Consider the following 21363-nt stretch of genomic DNA (forward strand, 5'->3'; position numbering starts at 1 on the left):
GTTCTTACCAGTAGTGCTCTGCGGTCATATGGCCCGGTCGACGGCGCAGGTGTTTGGTCATTTGCCGGGTCTCTTTCAACAACTGCTGCGTGTCGCGTACCATTTGCGGGTTTCCGCACAGCATCACATGGCTGGTTTCTTTATCCATTGGCAACCCGACTGCTTTTTCTAGCTCACCGCTTTCAATCAACGCCGGTACACGTCCGGTCAGCGAATCTGCGGCTGTTTCACGGCTGACAACCGTCTGGATGCGTAATTTACCTTCGTAGCGTGTTTCCAACGCCTGCATCAACGGTAGATAGCTCAAATCGGCGGCATAGCGCGCGGCGTGGACCAGCACCAGATTTTTAAAGCGATCCAGGTCCTTGCCTAACTGCAGAATCGACAAATATGGGCCGATAGCCGTGCCGGTCGCCAGCATCCATAGCGTTTCGCAATCGGGGACTTCATCCAGCACGAAGAAACCAGCAGCTTCACTCACCACCTGGACTTCATCGCCAGGCTTCAGTGCTGCCAGACGAGGGCTGAGTTTGCCGTCGGGAACTGTCACCAGATAAAACTCTAAATCGGGGTTATCAGGGGCATTTACGTAAGAATAGGCGCGCTGGACGCGTTCGCCGTCGATCTCAAGGCCAAGCTTAGTGAACTGACCTGCAGTGAAAGGAAGAACCGGAGCTCGCACGGTCAAACTAAACAGGGCATCGGTCCAGTTTTGCACCTTTGTGACTTTGCCTGTTACCCAATCTGCCATGGTTTTCTCCTGTCTGCTTTGATTGCCTTATCTTCGTTCGTTGGACGAAAGATTTCCAGCCCATATGGGCTGGAAGGCTCTATTGATCAAATCAATTACAGGATGTGCGCCTGCACATCGGGATCTTTACGATCGAGGTAGTGAATCGACTGAATGCGACGGATCGTACGTGATTTGCCGCGGATCAGCAGCGTTTCGGTGGTCGCGATATTACCTTTACGGCTAATCCCTTCCAGCAAATCGCCTTTGGTGATGCCGGTGGCGGAGAAAATGACGTTGTCGCTACGCGCCATTTCATCGAGGCGCAGCGCTTTACCCGCTTCAATGCCCATGGCGGCGCAACGAGCCAGTTCTTGTTCGCCAATGCGACGGTTTTCTTCGCTGTCGCCTTTGACGTCATGACGCGCCAGCAAACGGCCCTGCATGTCGCCGTCCAGTGCGCGGATCACAGCTGCGGAAACCACACCTTCAGGTGCGCCGCCAATGCCGTACAGCACGTCAACTTCACTGTCTGGCATGCAAGTCAGAATGGAGGCCGCAACGTCGCCGTCTGGAATAGCGAAGACGCGCACGCCCAGTTTTTGCATTTCGGCGATCGTTTCATCATGGCGTGGTTTGGCCAGAATGGTTACGGTCAGCTCACTCAGCGGTTTATTGAGTGCAGCGGCAACGTTATGCAGGTTGGCTTCCAGCGACAGGTTCAGGTCGATAGACCCTTTTGCGCCTGGGCCGACAATCAGCTTTTCCATGTACATATCTGGCGCATTCAGGAAGCAGCCTTTATCGCCCACAGCCAGTACGGCCAGCGCGTTTGCCTGACCCATTGCCGTCATGCGTGTGCCTTCAATAGGATCGACGGCGATGTCGACCGCATCGCCAAGACCGGTCCCGACTTTTTCACCGATAAACAGCATCGGCGCTTCATCAATCTCACCCTCGCCAATCACGATGGTGCCGTCGATGTTGACCTGGTTGAGCATAATACGCATGGCGTTCACCGCCGCGCCGTCAGCGGTATTTTTATCGCCGCGGCCCAGCCATTTATAGCCAGCCAGCGCGGCCGCTTCGGTCACGCGTGAAAATTCAATGGCAAGTTCTCGTCTCATTGCAAACTCGTAGCTGAAAGGAATGGCGCGAAGTGTAGCACAGGGGAGGGGGCGAGATTATTGATGTGTGTGCGGGGTTGCCCCCGCACGAAGATTTTGCCGGATAAGCCAAAGTAGCCATCCGGCAATGACGTATTACTCGTCGTGATCTTCCCATGCCATGGCGCGTTTGACCGCTTTTTTCCAGCCACTGTAACGGAAGTTACGCTCGGTGGTTTCGATGCCTGGACGGAATTCACGCTCGATGACCGCTTTCTCCTGCAACTCATCCAGATTCTGCCAGAAGCCTACTGCCAGGCCAGCCAGGTACGCTGCACCTAATGCGGTGACTTCGCGAACTTCCGGACGCTCTACGCGGGTGCCCAGAATGTCAGACTGAAACTGCATCAGGAAGTTGTTGGCGACCGCACCGCCGTCAACGCGCAGGGCGTGCAGACGAATACCGGAGTCAGCCTGCATCGCTTCCAGAACATCACGCGTCTGATAAGCGATAGACTCAAGCGTTGCGCGGATGATGTGGTTGGAGTTTACGCCACGGGTCAGGCCGAAGATGGCGCCACGTGCATACGGGTCCCAGTACGGTGCACCCAGGCCAGTAAATGCCGGAACGACGTACACGCCGTTGGTGTCTTTCACTTTGGTGGCGAAATACTCAGAGTCGAATGCATCGCTGATGAGTTTCATTTCATCGCGCAGCCACTGAATGGATGCGCCAGCCATAAATACCGCACCTTCCAGCGCGTAGTTCACTTCCCCGGTCGGTCCGCAGGCGATGGTGGTCAGCAGTCCGTTTTCGGACTTAACGGCTTTCTCACCGGTATTCATCAGCATGAAGCAGCCTGTACCGTAAGTGTTTTTCGCCATCCCTTCTTTTACGCACAGCTGGCCAAACAGAGCTGCCTGCTGGTCACCGGCGATACCGGAGATAGGAATACGAATGCCGCCTTTACCACCAATGTTGGTCTGACCGTACACTTCAGAAGAGCGACGCACTTCTGGCAGCATGGCGCGCGGAATATCCAGCGCATCCAGCATCGTGTCATCCCAGTCCAGGGAGTGGATGTTGAACAGCATGGTACGTGAAGCGTTGGTGTAATCCGTGACGTGTACGCGTCCCTGCGTCATTTTCCAGATAAGCCAGGTGTCCACGGTACCAAACAGCAGTTCGCCGCGACGAGCGCGTTCACGCGAGCCTTCAACGTGGTCGAGAATCCATTTCACCTTGGTGCCAGAGAAGTACGGGTCAATCACCAGGCCGGTGTTGTTACGGATGTATTCTTCCATGCCATCGCGCTTGAGCTTTTCGCAGATATCTGCGGTACGACGACACTGCCACACAATGGCGTTGTAGATTGGTTTACCGGTCTCACGCTCCCAGACGATGGTGGTTTCACGCTGGTTGGTAATACCGATCGCTGCAATTTCATCGGAACTGATATCGGCTTTCGCCAGAACTTCAACCAGCGTAGAGCTTTGGGTTGCCCAAATTTCCATTGGGTCGTGTTCTACCCAACCTGCTTTCGGGTAGATTTGCTCGAATTCGCGCTGTGAAACGGCAACGATATTCGCATCGTGGTCCATTACGACCGCGCGGGAGCTGGTGGTGCCCTGGTCGAGCGCAACGATATATTTTTTTTCAGTCATAATTTTTGTCCCGTAGTCACATTACAGCGAAGCTTTTTGTTGAGTGTTGGCCGCCGCGTCTTTTTCTTCAATCACGCAGACATCGCACGGTAAATGGCGACCAATCAGTTTGCGATATGCCCATGCGCCCAAAATCGCGCCGGTAATCGGGCCAAACACCGGAACCAGGAAGTAAGGGATATCGCGACCACCTGTGAAGGCAATCTCACCCCATCCGGCCATCCAGGCGAAGAGTTTCGGTCCGAAGTCACGTGCCGGGTTCATCGCAAAACCTGTCAGCGGACCCATGGAAGCACCAATAACGGCAATTAATAAGCCAATCAGCAGTGGTGCCAGCGGACCACGAGGTACACCGTTACCATCGTCGGTCAGAGCCAGAATCAGCCCCATTAGAATAGCGGTAATGACCATTTCAACCGCGAAGGCCTGCACAAAATTGATATGCGGATTCGGATAGGTGGAGAAAGTACCCGCCAGACCCAGGCTTTCGGTAGTGCCACGCACGATATGGTTGGTTTGTTCAAAATCGATGAAAAGATTGTAATAAAGCCCGTAAACCAATGCCGCTGCGCAAAAGGCGCCAGCAATTTGCGAAATAATAAAAGGGACAACTTTGCGTTTATCAAAACAGGCGAACAGCCAGAGTGCGATGGTTACCGCGGGATTCAGGTGTGCACCAGAAACACCTGCGGTCAGATAGATAGCCATCGCTACCCCCAGACCCCAGATGATACTGATTTCCCACTGACCAAAAGTAGCACCAGCTACTTTGAGTGCAGCGACACAGCCCACACCGAAGAAAATCAACAACCCGGTACCGAGGAATTCAGCAATGCACTGGCCTTTTAAGGTTGAGGTTTGACTCATAATCGGATCCTGAAGAGAGTTTAATGTTTATTGTGTGCGAGAAGGTCACTGACATCCCCGGAGCCGGTAGGCACACTGTTAATTTATCGTTAACGCTCAAAAACGAGAAATATCGAAATTAAAATGTGTGTACTGCATCAACAAAATGAGCGTTTTCGCGCCATTGTGCGGTATTTGTTATACAAAAATAGTGTGAGCTGAATCATTTCACTGATCAATCTGTTAACACTTAAGAGTTATGACAGTCATGTCACCAGGAGAAAGACTAAAAGTGTTGCAAACCGCAATCTGCGCGGGATGCCGCTGGACAGCGATGACGCGGCTTCATACAATCGGTGTTAAGTAGAGTGCGCTCGTTTTTATTAAGGCGTCGCCGGTTATCGGGACGAGGATTTTTATCCATCAACGCCTTGCAATTCAGGAGAGGTATGACGATGTCATTAGAAGTGTTTGAGAAACTGGAAGCAAAAGTACAGCAGGCGATTGATACCATCACGTTGTTACAGATGGAAATCGAAGAGCTGAAAGAAAAGAACAACTCACTGTCGCAGGAAGTTCAGACTGCACAGCAGCAGCGTGAAGAGCTGGAGCGTGAGAACAACAACCTGAAAGAACAGCAGAATGGCTGGCAGGATCGTCTGCATGCCCTGCTGGGTCGTATGGAAGAAGTCTAATTACGCTTCATCTTTCGTGCCGTAGCTGCGTTGGCTGCGCTCAGTTACCCCAGTCACGTAGTTTACTACGCTCCTGGGGATACCTTCGTTTGCCGCCTTGCTACAACACGAAACCTCTTGCGTAATCGTTCCTGTGTAGGCCGGATAAGGCGTAAGCCGTCATCCGGCAATACAATCGTTTTACCGCAACACAACGTTAATTTCAGGCATTCAAACCCCCATCTACGTCCAGACCGGTGCCGGAAATCTGCCCAGCCGCTGGGCTTACCAGAAACGTCACCGCCGCTGCAACATCCTCCGGTGTTCCGTAATGCCCTGTCGCAATAAGCTGTCGTTGGGATTCTGCCTGCTCGCCATCTGCCGGGTTCATATCACTGTCCGTTGGGCCGGGATGGACAAGATTAACGGTAATGCCTCGTGGGCCGAGATCACGAGCCAGGCCACGGGTTAGCGAGTTGAGCGCTGATTTAGTCATCGCGTAGACGGCAATCCCCGGCTGGGCGACGCGGTTGGCAAGACAACTGCCAATATTGATGATTCGCCCACCTTCAGGGAGATGCGGTAGCGCGGCCTGTATGGCAACTACCACGCCACGGATGTTCACGTTAATCAATGCGTCGATGTCCTCCAGTGACAGCGACTCCAGCGGGCCGCCGCGTGCGATCCCTGCGTTGTTGACCAGGATATCCAGTCCTCCGAGTGACTGTACCGTGCGGTTTACGGCATTCTGAATCGCCTGAGCGTCTGCACTGTTTGCCTGAATCGCCTCACCATGGCGGCCAAGTGCTGTAATTTCATCGGCAACGGCCTGGGCTTTCTCCGCAGATTTTTCATAGGTTATAACAACATCAGCACCGGCTTTCGCCAGCGACAGTGCAATGGCGCGCCCTAATCCACGACTGGCTCCGGTGACCAGCGCTTTTTTACCTGTCAGATCGATATGCATGATGACCTCGTGATGAGAGTGATGAGATTCATCATTAGGTATAGAGAGAGTTTTTTCTTCGTCAATGCGCAGGATGGGGGAATCGGAAGGGGAAAAGGGCAAAAGAGGCTCTGGAGATTTTCAGAAGCGAAAAAAAGCCAGTCAGTTATTTAACCGACTGGCATCACACCGAATTGCGGTGTTTTCTTTACTCGATATCGAGCGGGTCTTCGGAGAGGATTATCCCGGTGTTGTCGGCGTACAGGTGGTCGCCAGAGAAGAACGTTACACCGCCAAAGTTGACGCGTACATCGCTTTCTCCAATACCTTCCCCTGCGGCACCGACCGGAATTGCGGCAATCGCCTGAATGCCGATATCCAGTTCTTCCAGATCGTCTACCTGACGGACTGAGCCGTAGATGACCAGACCTTCCCATTCATTCTGTACGGCCAGTCGAGCCAGTTCGGCATCGACCAGCGCACGACGGACAGAACCGCCACCATCGACCAGCAGAATGCGACCACGGCCGTTTTGTTCGAGCAGATCGTACAGCAACCCGTTGTCCTCGAAACATTTTACCGTGATGATTTGTCCGCCAAACGACGACCGTCCTCCAAAGTTAGAGAACAGTGGTTCCACGACGTTGACATCTTCCTGATAGATGTCACAAAGCTCGGATGTATCGTATTTCATAGGCTCAACGTTCAGTTGCTGCGAGAATTTTTAGTATATCGCGCTATGTGTACTGTTGGCAAAATCATCAATTGTTAATTGATATTTGTCAGTTAAAGAGACCACTGACTTAAGAAAATTCCAACGACAAACAGCAGGTTAGTTAACAATGCCGCTTTTACGGTGCGTTCCAGCATTGGGCGCATTGCCGCAGGATCCATCTCACGCATCACGTATCGCGCCTGTTTAATCAGCAGCGGAGCGGCGAGGATAAACAGCCATCCCCACAGGCTTTGCAGTGAGAACAGGTTAAACAGGGCCAGGCAGACCAGCGTGCCCATCAGCAGACAGGCGTGGTAGCGGCGGGCATTGACAGCGCCTAAACGCACGACCAGTGTGTTCTTGCCGTTCTCTCTGTCGCTGTTGATATCGCGCAGATTGTTGACGTTGAGCACGGCAGTTGCCAGCAGGCCGCAGGCGGTAGCAGGCAGAATGAGCGCCGGAATCAACGTATGCGCCTGCAGATACCAGCTTCCCATAACGCTCAGCCAGCCGAAGAACACCAGCACGGAAATATCGCCCAGACCGATATATCCGTAAGGGCGATTGCCTACGGTATAGGTGATTGCGGCGATGATCGACAGGCCGCCGAGCACCAGGAAGCCGACAAAATCTGCCAGCGTGTGACAGGCCACAGCAACCAGGGCCAGACCGGACAGGCAGATCAAGACCACGGTGACGATCAGCGCCCGCTTCATCTGCTGTTGGGTGATGACCCCTTTTTGCATACCGCGCAGCGGTCCTATGCGGTCGGGCTTGTCGCTGCCTTTGACGGCATCGCCATAGTCGTTAGCGAGATTGGACAGAATTTGCAGTAATCCCGCCGTAATCAATGCCAGCAGAGCAACCAGCGGATTGAAGTATCCTTGCCACCATGCTAATGCCGTACCGACGATGATCGCCGCGAAGGCGAGCGGTAAGGTCTTAGGTCGTAAACTTTCCAGCCAGGCTTGTGAGCGGCTAATTTGTTGTTGTTCAGTCATATTTAGCGCCAATAAAAATGGGGCTTTATCAGCCCCATCAACAGTGATGAAAATGCATTGAACGCGATTATAGGATAAAACGGCTCAGATCTTCATCTGCGACCAGCGCATCCAGATGTTTGCTCACATATTCGGCATCAATTGTGATGCTTTGGCCGTTCAAATCGCTCGCATCATAGGAAATATCTTCCATCAGACGTTCCAGAACGGTATGCAGACGACGTGCACCGATGTTTTCGGTGGTTTCGTTAACCTGCCAGGCCGCTTCGGCAATGCGTTTAATACCGGATTCAGTGAAGTTGATGTCCACACCTTCAGTCGCCATCAGCGCTTTGTACTGCACGGTGATGGAGGCATTCGGTTCAGTAAGGATACGCTCAAAATCGCTGGTGGTCAGCGCCTGCAGCTCGACACGAATCGGCAGACGACCCTGCAGTTCTGGGATCAGGTCAGACGGTTTCGCCACCTGGAATGCGCCAGAAGCGATAAACAGAATGTGATCGGTTTTCACCATGCCGTGCTTGGTAGAGACCGTGCAGCCTTCAACCAGCGGCAGCAGGTCGCGCTGTACGCCTTCGCGGGACACGTCCGGACCGGAAGATTCGCCGCGTTTACAGATTTTGTCGATTTCGTCGATAAACACGATCCCGTGCTGCTCAACGGCGTCGATAGCTTCTTGTTTCAGCTCTTCCGGGTTCACCAGTTTGGCCGCTTCTTCTTCAATCAGCAGTTTCATCGCGTCTTTGATTTTCAGCTTACGCGGTTTTTGCTTCTGACCGCCCAGGTTCTGGAACATGGACTGCAGCTGGCTGGTCATCTCTTCCATTCCCGGAGGCGCCATAATTTCAACGCCCATCGGTGCGGCCGCGAGATCGATTTCGATCTCTTTATCATCCAGTTGGCCTTCACGCAGTTTTTTACGGAACGCCTGACGCGCTGCAGAAGGTTCCTGCGGCTGCTCTGACTGTCCCCAGTTATTTTTAGCCGGTGGGATCAGCACGTCGAGAATGCGCTCTTCCGCCATCTCTTCAGCGCGGAAGCGGTTTTTCTCGATTGCCTGAACGCGGACCATCTTAATGGCAGCATCGGTCAGATCGCGGATGATCGAGTCAACTTCTTTACCAACATAGCCAACTTCGGTGAATTTGGTTGCTTCAACTTTGATGAACGGCGCGTTGGCCAGTTTTGCCAGACGACGGGCGATTTCGGTTTTACCGACGCCGGTCGGGCCAATCATCAGAATGTTTTTCGGCGTGACTTCATGGCGCAACTCTTCGTTGAGCTGCATACGACGCCAGCGGTTACGCAGGGCAATCGCCACGGAACGCTTAGCGTTATCCTGGCCGATGATGTGTTTGTTCAGTTCGCTGACAATTTCGCGTGGGGTCATTTCAGACATGGGGGATCCTTACGCTTTGGAGTTCAATTCTTCGATGGTATGGAAGTGGTTGGTATAAATGCAGATATCCCCTGCAATATCCAACGCTTTCTCAGCAATCTCGCGTGCGCCAAGCTCGGTGTTTTCCAGCAGAGCGCGTGCAGCAGCCTGGGCGTAGGGACCGCCGGAGCCGATGGCAATCAGATCGTTTTCTGGCTGGATGACGTCGCCGTTACCGGTGATGATGAGCGATGCCGTTTCATCTGCGACGGCCAGCAGCGCTTCGAGTTTGCGCAGCATACGGTCTGTACGCCAGTCTTTTGCCAGTTCAACGGCAGCCTTCACCAGGTGACCCTGGTGCATTTCCAGCTTGCGTTCAAACAGTTCAAACAGCGTGAATGCATCCGCAGTACCGCCCGCAAAGCCCGCGATGACTTTGTCGTTGTAAAGACGGCGGACTTTCTTCACGTTGCCTTTCATTACGGTGTTACCCAGTGTGGCCTGACCATCACCGGCGATTACCACATGGCCGTTACGGCGTACGCTTACTATTGTTGTCACGAGCAGACCCCTTGGTTACAAATGCAATGTACAGGCCCCGCACAGTATGCGGGGCGTAATGCAAGTATAGATGGGGGGGATTTTGGGGGTTTCAACCCCCAGTGGCGAGTCGAATGCAGTTTGTGTGACCAGCAACCTTCAGGCGGCTGATGGTGTTGTCGGCATTCTCTTTGCCTTTGACCGGACCAATGACCACGCGATTCCAGCCGTTATTGGTGGTAATACGCGAGTTGAACCCTTCAAAGGCCAGCTGCGCGCGCACGGTTTCTGCCTGCTCAGCGCCTTTAAATGACCCGCACTGAACCATCCAACGGCGTTCATCTTTTTTCTCCGCCGTCTGTTTTGGCGGTTGCGTTTCATTCGTTATTGGCGCGGCCGGTTGCGTTTTCGGCTGAGCGGCGGTGGTATGCGCAGGCGTTTGCAGCAAATCCTGATACGGCTGTTGCGCCGCCGGTTTTGGCTGTGCTTTCGGCTGCTGTACCGGCGCGGTTTGCGCCGTACGCGTTTGCGGCTGCTGGTAAGGCTGTTCCGCTACCCGTGGTTGCGTGCGCGGCTGTTGAGCCTGCTGCTGCGTGTTGGCCCATTGCTGTTGCTGTACCTGACGCTGGCGCTGCAACGTTTGCTGACGCTGTTCAGGCGTTTGTTCGTTCCACGGTACTTCGTTGAGCTGCGTTGGCTGTTGACGCATATCAGCCTGCATCTGCGCCAACAACTGGCGCTGCTCATTGGTTAATTGGTCGGCGTTCAGCACCTCGCCGCCGGCAGACGGTTCGGTAGGCGCACGTACGCCAGGCTGACGGCTTTCCAGCTCTTTAATGTATCGCCAGCGCTCTTCCGGTTTTGGCGGGATGCCATTACCGGTGACTTTCTGGTTTTGCAGCGTTTCGGACTCTTCTTTCTTGTGATGCGTAATGAAGTACAGACCACCGATAAAGGTCACGAGTACGGCTGCAGCAATAGCAACCATTGCGGGCGATACCGCAGGCGTATTGCGTTGTTTTTTCCGTGATGTGCTCTTCTTGCGCCGCGAAGGTGCCGGTTGGCCGCGACGTACATAATCTCGTTGTGCCACTATCGTTTCGCTGTATTTATTCGTTCGTCAGCCCGCCATGTTACTTAAGCGGCGGGCCTTTGACCAGACAGGGGAGTCCGAAAGCACTTTACTTTACGTCAGTGCCCGGGTAGTGCCCCGAATAATAAGCTCGCAGTCCAGTAATCGTGAGCCACTGCTGACGTTCTGTCCTTGTAATTGATCGAGCAGTAACAGCATAGCTTCACGTCCGATATCGAAACGCGGCTGTGCGACGGTTGTCAGGGGTGGATCACAAAATTCCGCGAGCGAAATGTTATCGAAGCCGATAATCGATAAATCGTCGGGCACCTTCAGACCCTGACGTTTGGCGTAAGAGAGGGCGCCAAGCGCCATGACATCGCTGTGACAAAAGACCGCGGTAGGCGGCTGTGGTAGCGCCAGGAGCTGTTTAAGCGCATTGGCCCCCGCTTCATAGGTAAAGTCACCGCGCGCGATGAAATGCGGATCGACCGTAATTCCGCTGCGACGTAGTGCCTGAACGTAACCTTGCAGACGATAATGGCACAGCGGCATATCTTCGGGCCCGGCGATACAGCCAATGCGTTTATGCCCCAGTTCCAGCAGATAGTTCATCGCGTTGAAGGCGGCGGTGAGGTTATCAATGTGCACGGTGGGCAGTTCCAGCTCTGGCGCGAACTCGTTGGACATAACCATCGGTGGCAAGTTGCGTTGCTCTTCCACGCTGGCATCAAACGGCAGGCGCGAGCTGAGCAGCACCATGCCATCGATCTGCTTGGTAATTATGAGGTTAAGGAAGGTTTTTTCCTGCTGGTTCTGGTGCGCGCAATCGCCGATAAGTACCAGATATCCCTGTTCTGCGGCGGTGACTTCGATGCCACGAATCACTTCGCTAAAAAACGGATCGCAGATATCCGGCACAATCACCAGAATGGTACGCGATTCATTACGCTTAACGTTACGCCCCATTGATTGGGGTAAATATCCCACTTCAAGCGCTGCCTGCTCAACCTTGTTACGGGTTGACTGCGAGACTTTGTCTGGGTTCATTAATGCGCGGGATACGGTTGCCGTTGAGACTTTCGCCTTCAGAGCAACATCTTTCATCGTAGCGGCGGCAACCTGCTTATTCGGTTTCACTCTTTCTCCTCGCCAGAGAGCTGCTGGCACAGACTCGTCCTTGAATAGCCTTCATCTGAAACATTTTTATCAGATAGTGAATGGAAGCGGTTACAGAATTTTCATAAAAAGTGTGATGGATATTTAATTTTACGATCCGCCTCGCATCGTGAGGGATTATCCCTCGATGGGATCGACATCCAGCACCCATTTAACCTTACGTGCATCGGGTAACGTATTAATCAGCGCCAGCGTTCCGCTGACGATATGCTGCAGGCGAATTCGCGACGGGTGCTGCAACAAAATTTGCCAGCGATAGCGACCGCCACGTTTGGGCGCCAGGGCGGGAACTGGGCCTAACACCCACAGTTTTTCATCGGCCAGCGGACTGGCCTGAATCAGATTTCGTAACTGCTGTAAGAACATCGGCGCATGCTGGTTGTTGTGATCTTCTGCCCGCACGATCACATGGCTGGTCCATGGGGGAAGCTGGAGCGTTTGTCGCTCTGCCAGCGCCTGCTCGGCAAAGGCGTCATACCCTTTATACAGCAAGGTTTGCAGCAGCGGATGTTCAGGGTGGTGCGTTTGCAGTACCACTTCGCCCTGCTTCCCGGCGCGACCGGCACGCCCGGAAACCTGCGTGTAGAGCTGGGCGAAGCGTTCTGCCGACCGGAAATCTGCGGAGAACAGCGCGCCGTCAACGTCCAGCAACGCCACCAGGGTGACGTCCGGGAAATGGTGGCCTTTCGCCAGCATTTGCGTGCCGATCAGGATTCGCGCGCCGCCGCGATGCACTTCCGCCAGATGCTGCTCCAGCGAGCCTTTGCGGCTGGTAGTGTCGCGATCGATGCGTGAGATTGGCACGCCGGGGAAAAAAGGCACCAGAGCCTGCTCAAGCTGTTCGGTGCCGAGTCCTACCGGAACCATGTGCGTAGAGCCGCAGGAAGGGCATTGACGCGGTATCGGACGCTGACTGTCGCAGTGATGGCAGCGCAGATGGTGCTGCGCCTGATGCAGCGTGTAGTAGTGATCGCAGCGCGGGCATTCAGCAATCCAGCCACAGTCGTGGCACAGCAGGGCAGGCGCAAAACCCCGGCGGTTTAAAAACAGGATCACCTGGTTATCCGCTTGCAGATGCTGACGCATACGGGCGATAAGCGCAGGGGCGAGCCCGGCCTGTACCTGCTGACCCTTGAGATCCAGCACGTGCTGAGTGGCTGGGCGTGCATTCCCGGCACGGCGCGTCAGGCGCAACATGCGGTATTTTTTCTGCCGCACGTTGCACAGCGTTTCCAGCGCAGGGGTGGCTGAGCCGAGAATGATGGGAATTTGTTCGCTATGGGCGCGATAAACCGCGAGGTCGCGCGCATGATAACGCCAGCCTTCCTGCTGTTTATAAGAGCTGTCGTGCTCTTCGTCGATGACAATCACGCCCAGATTTTTAAACGGCGTAAACAGCGACGAGCGCGTGCCGATAACAATTGCCGCTTCACCATTTTTCGCCTTCAGCCATGCCGAAAGACGTTCACTGTCATTTAAACCCGAGTGCAGAACTTCGACCGGCGCATTGAAGCGTTCGCGAAAACGGGCAATAGTTTGCGGCGTCAGGCCAATCTCCGGCACCATTACCAGCGCCTGTTTGCCCTGGGCGAGCACATTTTCCAGTACGCTTAAATAGACCTCTGTTTTACCCGATCCCGTCACGCCCGCTAATAGCCAGGCGCTAAAACTGTCAGATGCACTGTGGATCGCCCCGACGGCGGTGGCCTGTTCGGTATTCAGCCGCAGACGCTCACCGGAAACCGCGTAGTGCGTACGCCAGTCGCTAAAGCCTGGCGTTTCGCTCGCCAGCTCGCACAGCCCTTTTTTCCGCAGTGCCTGTAATGCGGCGTCATTAAATTCCAGTTCAGCCACCTGGTCGCGCCAGATTTTTCCCTGGCGTAGCGCAGCCAGCGCCTGCTGCTGCTTGGGAGAGCGCTTCAGGCTGTTGAGGTCAATAACCTGGCCTTCTTCAGTGGCAAACCAGTACCACATGGGCGCGTTTGTCGCCGGGCGCCCCTGGCGCAGTAAAATTGGCAGAGCGTGAAACAGTACGTCACCGATAGGATGATGATAATAATCCGCCGCCCACAACAGCAGACGCCAGACAGAGGTCGAGTAGACCGGTTCGCTGTCCAGCACTTCGAGAACGGCTTTCAATTCGCTCCGCGGTAGTTCACTGTGCTCGCTGACGGACAGGACGATACCCACGCGCTCCTGCTGCTTGCCAAAAGGCACGCGTACACGACACCCGGCTTTGGCGCTCAAGCCTTCCGGCAGGAGGTAGTCAAAGGTGCGAGGTAGCGGAACAGGTAAGGCAACGTGCGCAACGGGCATTGAATCATCCTGACTTGAAATCTGGCGGGTTAGTATACACATTAGTGGAGGGTAGAATGCGGATCAGTTTGCATGAGCAGGTTAATTTCTGTATGATTCGCCGCCTTTGATACAAATTTGTATCACTGACCTATACTATTAACATCGCGTGGTGTCTGGCGTTAGGGCTGGAAGAGCGACGCGGCCTTAAACCGAGGTTTTCCCATGAAAAAAGATATTCACCCGAAATACGAAGAAATTACTGCAAACTGCTCTTGCGGTAACGTCATTAAAATCCGCTCTACTGTCGGTCACGATCTGAACCTCGACGTGTGCAGCAAGTGCCACCCGTTCTATACTGGCAAGCAGCGTGATGTTGCTACCGGTGGCCGTGTTGATCGCTTCAACAAGCGTTTCAGCATCCCAGGCAGCAAGTAAGTTCAGCTGTCAGAAAAAAGCGCCTTATGGCGCTTTTTTTGTATCTGCGCTTGAAGACTAAAATTTATATTGATGTGTTGAATGGTGTTTTTTGTTTAATAAATGAAACAGTGTTTTTATTTTTTAGGTAAAATGTTTCTAGTAGTGATCTGCGTCATTTTTATCTTCTGATTTCTGCCACTCATGCCAATTGTTGGCAAAATACCAAAGGTTTCTGCTTTCTTTCTAAAATACACTTTCGTGGAAATATAAAATTATTCTTAATCCTTCATCGTTTCCCATTAATGGACGGGACGAGATGGGGAATTTCCGTTGTTGAGTGTGAAGAGGGATTGTCATGAAATTTAAATCTGCGTTATTACTGATTCCATTATTCTCTGCGGCCGCACAAGCGGGTTATGTTGATTACCGGCATGAATATTATGACGATGGGCGTAATTACGATCGTGTTTATATGTCTCACCGTTTTGCGACTGGTTTTGGTGTCGCAGTCGAAGCCATTTCACGTTCCGAAGATACGCAATCTAATGATGCGTGGAATAATATGGAAAGTAATGGCAACGAGTATACTGCAAGCTACCAGTTTACCTGGCGGGATCTTATCTGGCAGCCAGGTATTGCGATCGAAACGGGCGATAACATCACGATTTATAAACCTTATATCCGCGTGCAGTACAACATTAACGACAGCTGGTGGACCGCGTTCCGCTATCGTCAGGAGTACATGCGCAGAAACACTGACGGCAAAGATGACCGCATGGTCTATCGTCCGGAAGCCTGGCTTGGTTATAACGTCAATGACTGGATGTTTGAGTTAAATGGTATTTATAAAATTGCCGATAGCGAAGATTTATATAACAACCGGAAAGATGATTATGAATATAACTTCCGCGTGGCGTATAAACTAGGCTCTTGGGTTCCATTTGTTGAGGTTGGTAACGTTTCCTCGGGTTATAACACAACAACGACTGACGATCGTCAGACCCGTTATCGTGTCGGTCTTGGTTATAACTTCTAACCGGTAATAGCTTTCATATCGACTGATTACATCGATAAGCATAGTTTGTGTGAATAATATGTCTAAGGAGTTGACATCATGTCTAATGATGGAACTATTATCGGAAATAATGAACCCACTGCCGTCAGACCTTTCGGAATTCGAGATAAAATTGGTTATTTATGTGGTGACCTCGGAACCTGTTTTATTCTTGGCTTAGTTAATAGTTTTTTAATGATTTATTACACTAACGTCCTCGGTATTTCCGGCGTTATCGTTGGCTCACTCTATTTTGTGACCAAACTCTTTGATGCGTTCGTTGATGTTGGTGTAGGGCGCTTATGCGATACCTCTAAATTGACGGTACATGGACGTTTTAACCCGTGGGTGCGTCGCATGAAGTATCCATTTTGCATCATTGCAGTTGTCCTGTTTCTGCCGTTTGTAAATGATTTTTCTTATACGGCGAAAATTATCTACATCTGTTGCTCCTATTTCATTTACGGTTCGCTGTTATCGACCGTGAGTATTCCGTACGGTGCTATGTCTGCGGCGATTAGCTCGAATCCGGATGATCGTGTCTCGCTGTCAACCTGGCGCAGCGTTGGGTCAGCTATCGGCGGTGGGGCAACTGGCTTTTTCATTCCGATCCTGATGTACACCACCCTGGTGGACGGAAGCCAGGTGATTTCCGGGCAACACTTCTTCTGGATTTCCATTGGTTGCGCAGTGCTGGGCTTTATCTTTTTATCCTTGACCTGTCAGTTAACGACCGAACGCGTGCGCGTGGAGAGAAAAGAGAGCATGCCCGTTTCGGTGTTGCTGAAGGGACTGGCACGCAATAAGGCGCTGATTGTTTTAGTGGTTGTGGATTTGCTGATTGTGATTAATCAGGGATTGTCCGGTACCAATATGACTTACCTGTTTAATGACTATTTCCACAATAAAGAGGCGATGTCAGTCGCGTTGCTGTTTACCTTTGGTTCCCTGGTTTTGCTGGCACCATCGGCATCCTGGCTCACAAAGCGGTTTGGTAAAAAAGAGGCCAGCGTCGGCGCGCTACTCTTTGCAGTAGCGATGTATTTGATTATGTACTTCATCCACATTACCGACGCGAAAGTCTATTTGGTTTTCCTGTTCCTGGCGACGTTGGGGGCTGGACTATTCAACCTGATGATTTGGGCGTTTATGACCGATGTGTGTGATTATCACCAGTATGTCACCGGCGATCGCGAGGATGGTACCGTCTATGGTGTGAACTTCTTTGCCCGCAAGGTTGGTCAGGCGTGTGCAGGAGCCATTGGCGGCTTTATGTTGGCCATCATTGGTTATCAATCATCTTCAACAGGTGGCGCTGTGCAAACCAGCATTGTGCAGGAAAATATTTATACGATGGCGAATCTTTTACCGGCGTTATGCCTGTTTTTGGCGGCGGTCATTCTGATTTATTTCTATCCATTAAACCGTACGGAAACGCTCAAAATGGAAGAAACATTGAATAAACTTAATGGTATCAGTAAGTAACATAGCGAGAATCGGCGGGAGCAATCCCGCCTTTTCTCATCTGTTCTAACAATCAGTATTCCCACGTTTCCGGGTTGATACCCAGTTCACGCATGATTACCTTTGCTTCTTCCGGGATTTCATCACTGCGCTCTTTACGCAGGTCTTCATCGTTGGGTAATGGTTGCCCGGTAAAAGCATGCAGAAACGCTTCACACAGCAGTTCACTGTTGGTGGCGTGGCGCAGGTTGTTCACCTGACGACGCGTGCGTTCATCGGTAAGGATTTTTAACACCTTCAGAGGAATGGAAACCGTAATTTTTTTGACTTGCTCACTCTTCTTACCGTGCTCAGCGTATGGGCTGATATATTCGCCGCTCCATTCAGCCATGAGATACCTAATCCTCTTTGTCATTAATATTGAGGCCAGAACCTGAGCCCGGACCATAATTGCGCGTAGTTTATCGTAGTGGCGCGGCCCTGACACGAAGTAGCCGACGCAGATGTACGCTAATGCATATAATTTTAACGGCTATTTCCAGTTTGCTCAATCTATACGCAAAGAAGTTTAGATGTCCAGATGTATTGACGGCTATAGTAACAATGATTACTCTGGTGCCTGACTTTTCACCGACTCAGCCAGGATCTTCTCAATATGACGCGTAAACAGGCCACCATCGCAGTGCGTAGCGGGTTAAATGACGACGAACAGTACGGTTGCGTTGTCCCGCCGATTCACCTCTCCAGCACCTATAACTTTACCGGATTTAATGAACCTCGTGCTCATGACTATTCGCGTCGCGGCAACCCAACGCGTGATGTCGTTCAACGTGCGCTGGCTGAACTGGAAGGAGGGGCCGGAGCGGTACTGACTAATACCGGTATGTCGGCGATTCATTTGGTGACCACTGTCTTCCTTAAGCCTGGCGATCTGTTGGTTGCACCGCACGACTGCTACGGCGGGAGCTACCGACTGTTTGACAGTCTGGCAAAGCGTGGCTGTTACCGCGTCCTGTTTGTCGATCAAGGAGATGAGCAGGCATTGCAGGCTGCATTGGCGGAAAAACCGAAGCTGGTGCTGGTAGAAAGCCCAAGCAACCCGCTGCTGCGCGTGGTGGATATTGCGAAAATCTGCCAGTTGGCGCGTGAAGCTGGCGCGGTCAGCGTGGTCGACAACACTTTTTTAAGCCCGGCACTGCAAAATCCACTGGCATTAGGCGCCGATCTGGTGTTGCATTCATGCACGAAATATTTAAACGGTCACTCAGACGTGGTGGCTGGTGTGGTTATAGCCAAAGATCCGGAAACGGTCACTGAACTGGCATGGTGGGCGAATAATATTGGTGTGACCGGCGGCGCGTTTGATAGTTATCTGCTGTTGCGCGGCCTGCGTACTTTGTCTCCTCGTATGGAGGTGGCGCAACGTAATGCTCAGGCGATAGTCGATTATCTGCAAACTCAGCCGCTGGTGAAAAAATTGTATCACCCGTCATTGCCGGATAATCAGGGCCATGAGATTGCTGCGCGTCAGCAAAAAGGCTTTGGCGCGATGTTAAGTTTTGAACTGGATGGCGATGAGCAAACGCTGCGCCGTTTCCTCGGCGGGTTGTCATTGTTTACGCTGGCGGAATCGTTAGGGGGCGTTGAAAGTCTGATCTCCCACGCCGCAACTATGACACACGCGGGCATGGCACCAGAAGCGCGTGCTGCTGCCGGAATTTCCGAAACGCTGCTGCGTATCTCCACCGGTATTGAAGATGGCGAAGATTTAATTGCCGACCTGGAAAATGGCTTCCGGGCTGCAAACAAGGGGTAAACATGAGTGTGATTGCGCAGGCAGGGGCGAAGGGTCGTCAACTGCACAAATTTGGTGGTAGTAGTCTGGCAGACGTGAAATGTTATCTGCGTGTCGCAGGCATTATGGCGGATTACTCGCAGCCTGATGACATGATGGTTGTTTCAGCCGCAGGCAGTACCACTAACCAGTTGATTAGCTGGCTGAAATTAAGCCAGACCGATCGCCTTTCTGCGCATCAGGTTCAACAGGCGTTACGTCGCTATCAAAGTGAGCTTATCAGCGGTTTGTTACCTCCCGAGGTGGCTGATGGACTGATTGGCGCGTTTATTCACGATCTGGAACGCCTGGCTGGGTTACTCGACAGCGGCGTGAACGATGCCGTCTATGCTGAGGTTGTTGGGCATGGTGAGGTATGGTCCGCGCGTTTGATGTCTGCCGTCCTTAATCAACAGGGGCTGGAGTCAGCCTGGCTGGATGCGCGCGATTTTTTACGTGCTGAACGCGGTGCCCAGCCGCAGGTAGATGAAGGTCTTTCTTACCCATTACTGCAGCAACTGTTGGCGCAGCATCCGGGTAAACGCCTGGTGGTTACCGGCTTTATTAGCCGCAGCAATGCCGGTGAAACAGTGCTACTGGGGCGTAACGGTTCTGACTACTCGGCGACGCAGGTTGGTGCGTTGGCGGGCGTTTCCCGAGTAACCATCTGGAGCGATGTCGCCGGGGTTTACAGCGCGGATCCGCGTAAAGTAAAAGACGCCTGTTTGCTGCCGCTGTTGCGTCTGGATGAAGCCAGCGAGCTGGCGCGTCTGGCGGCACCGGTTCTCCATGCCCGTACCTTACAGCCGGTTTCCGGTAGCGATATCGATCTCCAGTTGCGCTGTAGCTATACCCCAGAGCAGGGTTCAACGCGTATTGAGCGAGTACTGGCCTCCGGTACCGGGGCGCGTATTGTGACCAGTCATGATGACGTCTGCCTGATTGAGTTTCTGGTTCCGACTGGCCAGGATTTTAAGCTGGCTTATAAAGAGATTGACCAGGTTTTAAAACGTAGCCAGGTGCGTCCGCTGGCAGTGGGCGTGCATCCTGACCGCCAGCTATTGCAATTTTGCTACACCTCCGAAGTCGCTGACAGCGCGCTGAAAATTCTGGATGAAGCTGGCCTGCCAGGCGAGCTGCGTCTGCGCCAGGGGCTGGCGCTGGTGGCGATGGTCGGGGCGGGCGTCACCCGTAATCCGCTGCACTGCCACCGTTTCTGGCAACAGTTGAAAGGTCAGCCGGTTGAATTCACCTGGCAGTCGGAAGAGGGAATCAGCCTGGTCGCGGTACTGCGTACTGGGCCAACGGAGAGCCTGATTCAGGGTCTGCATCAGTCAATCTTCCGTGCTGAAAAACGCATTGGTCTGGTGTTGTTCGGCAAAGGTAACATTGGGTCGCGCTGGCTGGAGCTGTTCGCTCGCGAGCAGAGCACGCTCTCGGCGCGTACCGGATTAGAGTTTGTGCTGGCGGGTGTGGTTGATAGCCGTCGTAGCCTGCTGAATTACGAAGGACTGGATGCCAGCCGCGCGTTAGCTTTCTTTGATGACGAGGCGGTAGAGCAGGATGAAGAGTCTCTATTCCTGTGGATGCGTGCTCACCCGTATGATGATTTAGTGGTGCTGGATGTGACCGCGAGCGAGCAACTGGCGGATCAGTATCTGGATTTTGCCAGCCATGGTTTCCACGTTATCAGCGCCAACAAACTGGCCGGGGCGAGCAGCAGTAATAATTACCGCCAGATTCATGACGCTTTCGAAAAAACGGGTCGCCACTGGTTATATAACGCCACCGTGGGTGCAGGTTTGCCGATCAACCATACCGTGCGCGATCTGATTGATAGTGGCGATACCATTTTGTCGATCAGCGGGATCTTCTCCGGCACGTTGTCGTGGTTGTTCCTGCAATTTGATGGCACAGTCCCATTCACCGATCTGGTGGATCAGGCATGGCAACAGGGTCTGACTGAACCCGATCCGCGCGTAGATCTTTCCGGCAAAGATGTGATGCGTAAGCTGGTGATTCTGGCGCGTGAAGCGGGTTACGACATCGAACCGGACCAGGTTCGCGTGGAATCGCTGGTGCCTGCGCATTGTGAAGAAGGCTCTATTGACCATTTCTTTGAGAATGGCGATGAGCTGAACGAGCAGATGGTGCAGCGTCTGGAAGCGGCGCGTGAAATGGGGCTGGTGCTGCGCTATGTGGCGCGTTTTGATGCTAACGGCAAAGCTCGCGTTGGTGTTGAAGCGGTTCGCCCTGAACACCCGCTGGCGGCGCTGTTGCCGTGCGATAACGTATTCGCCATAGAGAGCCGCTGGTATCGCGATAACCCGCTGGTGATCCGTGGACCGGGCGCGGGCCGTGACGTTACCGCTGGGGCGATTCAGTCTGACATCAACCGTTTAGCGCAGTTGCTGTAATTTGCGTTGCCGGGTGGTGCTTACGCT

General features: G+C 52.9%; 19 protein-coding genes. 6 read left to right on the plus strand and 13 right to left on the minus strand.

Annotated elements, in window-relative coordinates; all coding sequences use genetic code 11:
• Positions 1–4: 4 nt before the first annotated feature.
• The 4 genes from fpr to WN16_RS04470 all read right to left on the minus strand — a co-directional run bounded on the left by fpr (position 5) and on the right by WN16_RS04470 (position 4368).
• Entirely contained in the window at positions 5–751 is a 747-nt protein-coding gene (gene fpr, locus WN16_RS04455; protein ID WP_044701844.1) for a ferredoxin--NADP(+) reductase, read from the minus strand.
• Between the two features lie 95 nt (positions 752–846).
• Entirely contained in the window at positions 847–1857 is a 1011-nt protein-coding gene (gene glpX, locus WN16_RS04460; protein ID WP_003840506.1) for a class II fructose-bisphosphatase, read from the minus strand.
• A gap of 135 nt (positions 1858–1992) precedes the next feature.
• Positions 1993–3501, minus strand: coding sequence for a glycerol kinase GlpK (gene glpK / locus WN16_RS04465; RefSeq protein WP_003028792.1), 1509 nt, complete (start codon positions 3499–3501; stop codon positions 1993–1995).
• Between the two features lie 21 nt (positions 3502–3522).
• Positions 3523–4368, minus strand: coding sequence for an MIP/aquaporin family protein (locus WN16_RS04470; RefSeq protein WP_003028793.1), 846 nt, complete (start codon positions 4366–4368; stop codon positions 3523–3525).
• A gap of 428 nt (positions 4369–4796) precedes the next feature.
• Between WN16_RS04470 and zapB the strand changes: the two genes are divergently transcribed.
• Positions 4797–5042: a septal ring assembly protein ZapB gene (gene zapB / locus WN16_RS04475; RefSeq protein ID WP_088732415.1), complete on the plus strand. Its 246-nt coding sequence runs from the start codon at positions 4797–4799 to the stop codon at positions 5040–5042.
• Between the two features lie 202 nt (positions 5043–5244).
• On the opposite strand, the gene WN16_RS04480 is transcribed toward zapB, so the two are convergent.
• The 8 genes from WN16_RS04480 to priA all read right to left on the minus strand — a co-directional run bounded on the left by WN16_RS04480 (position 5245) and on the right by priA (position 14168).
• Complete coding sequence (locus tag WN16_RS04480; RefSeq protein ID WP_044701846.1) at positions 5245–5988, minus strand: 3-oxoacyl-ACP reductase family protein; 744 nt, start codon at positions 5986–5988, stop codon at positions 5245–5247.
• Between the two features lie 187 nt (positions 5989–6175).
• Complete coding sequence (rraA, locus tag WN16_RS04485; RefSeq protein ID WP_003028798.1) at positions 6176–6661, minus strand: ribonuclease E activity regulator RraA; 486 nt, start codon at positions 6659–6661, stop codon at positions 6176–6178.
• A 92-nt stretch (positions 6662–6753) separates the two neighbouring features.
• Positions 6754–7683: a 1,4-dihydroxy-2-naphthoate polyprenyltransferase gene (gene menA / locus WN16_RS04490; RefSeq protein ID WP_003028801.1), complete on the minus strand. Its 930-nt coding sequence runs from the start codon at positions 7681–7683 to the stop codon at positions 6754–6756.
• Positions 7684–7750: 67 nt separating this feature from the next.
• Complete coding sequence (gene hslU / locus WN16_RS04495) at positions 7751–9082, minus strand: HslU--HslV peptidase ATPase subunit (RefSeq protein WP_003028803.1); 1332 nt, start codon at positions 9080–9082, stop codon at positions 7751–7753.
• Between the two features lie 9 nt (positions 9083–9091).
• A complete protein-coding gene (gene hslV, locus WN16_RS04500; protein WP_003028805.1) occupies positions 9092–9622 on the minus strand; it encodes an ATP-dependent protease subunit HslV in 531 nt (176 codons plus the stop codon).
• A gap of 91 nt (positions 9623–9713) precedes the next feature.
• Positions 9714–10694 (minus strand): cell division protein FtsN, encoded by a 981-nt coding sequence (gene ftsN, locus WN16_RS04505; protein ID WP_003840513.1) that lies wholly within the window; start codon positions 10692–10694, stop codon positions 9714–9716.
• A 93-nt stretch (positions 10695–10787) separates the two neighbouring features.
• A complete protein-coding gene (cytR, locus tag WN16_RS04515; protein WP_003028807.1) occupies positions 10788–11813 on the minus strand; it encodes a DNA-binding transcriptional regulator CytR in 1026 nt (341 codons plus the stop codon).
• A gap of 156 nt (positions 11814–11969) precedes the next feature.
• A complete protein-coding gene (gene priA, locus WN16_RS04525) occupies positions 11970–14168 on the minus strand; it encodes a primosomal protein N' (RefSeq protein WP_044701847.1) in 2199 nt (732 codons plus the stop codon).
• Between the two features lie 204 nt (positions 14169–14372).
• Here priA and rpmE point away from each other — a divergent pair, with 204 nt between their 5' ends.
• From rpmE to WN16_RS04540, 3 genes are all read left to right on the plus strand, one after another.
• Positions 14373–14585 carry a 50S ribosomal protein L31 gene (rpmE, locus tag WN16_RS04530; RefSeq protein ID WP_003028810.1) on the plus strand — a complete coding sequence of 71 codons (213 nt, stop codon included), beginning with the start codon at positions 14373–14375 and terminating at the stop codon, positions 14583–14585.
• 337 nt (positions 14586–14922) lie between these two features.
• Positions 14923–15603, plus strand: coding sequence for an oligogalacturonate-specific porin KdgM family protein (locus tag WN16_RS04535; protein ID WP_003028811.1), 681 nt, complete (start codon positions 14923–14925; stop codon positions 15601–15603).
• A gap of 78 nt (positions 15604–15681) precedes the next feature.
• Positions 15682–17106: an MFS transporter gene (locus WN16_RS04540; RefSeq protein WP_003840517.1), complete on the plus strand. Its 1425-nt coding sequence runs from the start codon at positions 15682–15684 to the stop codon at positions 17104–17106.
• 52 nt (positions 17107–17158) lie between these two features.
• Here the strand turns inward: WN16_RS04540 and metJ are convergent, their stop codons facing one another.
• Positions 17159–17476, minus strand: coding sequence for a met regulon transcriptional regulator MetJ (gene metJ, locus WN16_RS04545; RefSeq protein WP_003028816.1), 318 nt, complete (start codon positions 17474–17476; stop codon positions 17159–17161).
• A gap of 264 nt (positions 17477–17740) precedes the next feature.
• On the opposite strand from metJ, the gene metB reads away from it, so the two are divergent.
• Positions 17741–18901 carry a cystathionine gamma-synthase gene (gene metB, locus WN16_RS04550; protein ID WP_003028818.1) on the plus strand — a complete coding sequence of 387 codons (1161 nt, stop codon included), beginning with the start codon at positions 17741–17743 and terminating at the stop codon, positions 18899–18901.
• A 2-nt stretch (positions 18902–18903) separates the two neighbouring features.
• Entirely contained in the window at positions 18904–21336 is a 2433-nt protein-coding gene (metL, locus tag WN16_RS04555; RefSeq protein ID WP_003028820.1) for a bifunctional aspartate kinase/homoserine dehydrogenase II, read from the plus strand.
• Positions 21337–21363: the final 27 nt, after the last annotated feature.

This window comes from Citrobacter sp. ABFQG (assembly GCF_004322975.1).
In the GTDB taxonomy this organism is placed as follows: Bacteria; Pseudomonadota; Gammaproteobacteria; order Enterobacterales; family Enterobacteriaceae; genus Citrobacter; species Citrobacter freundii.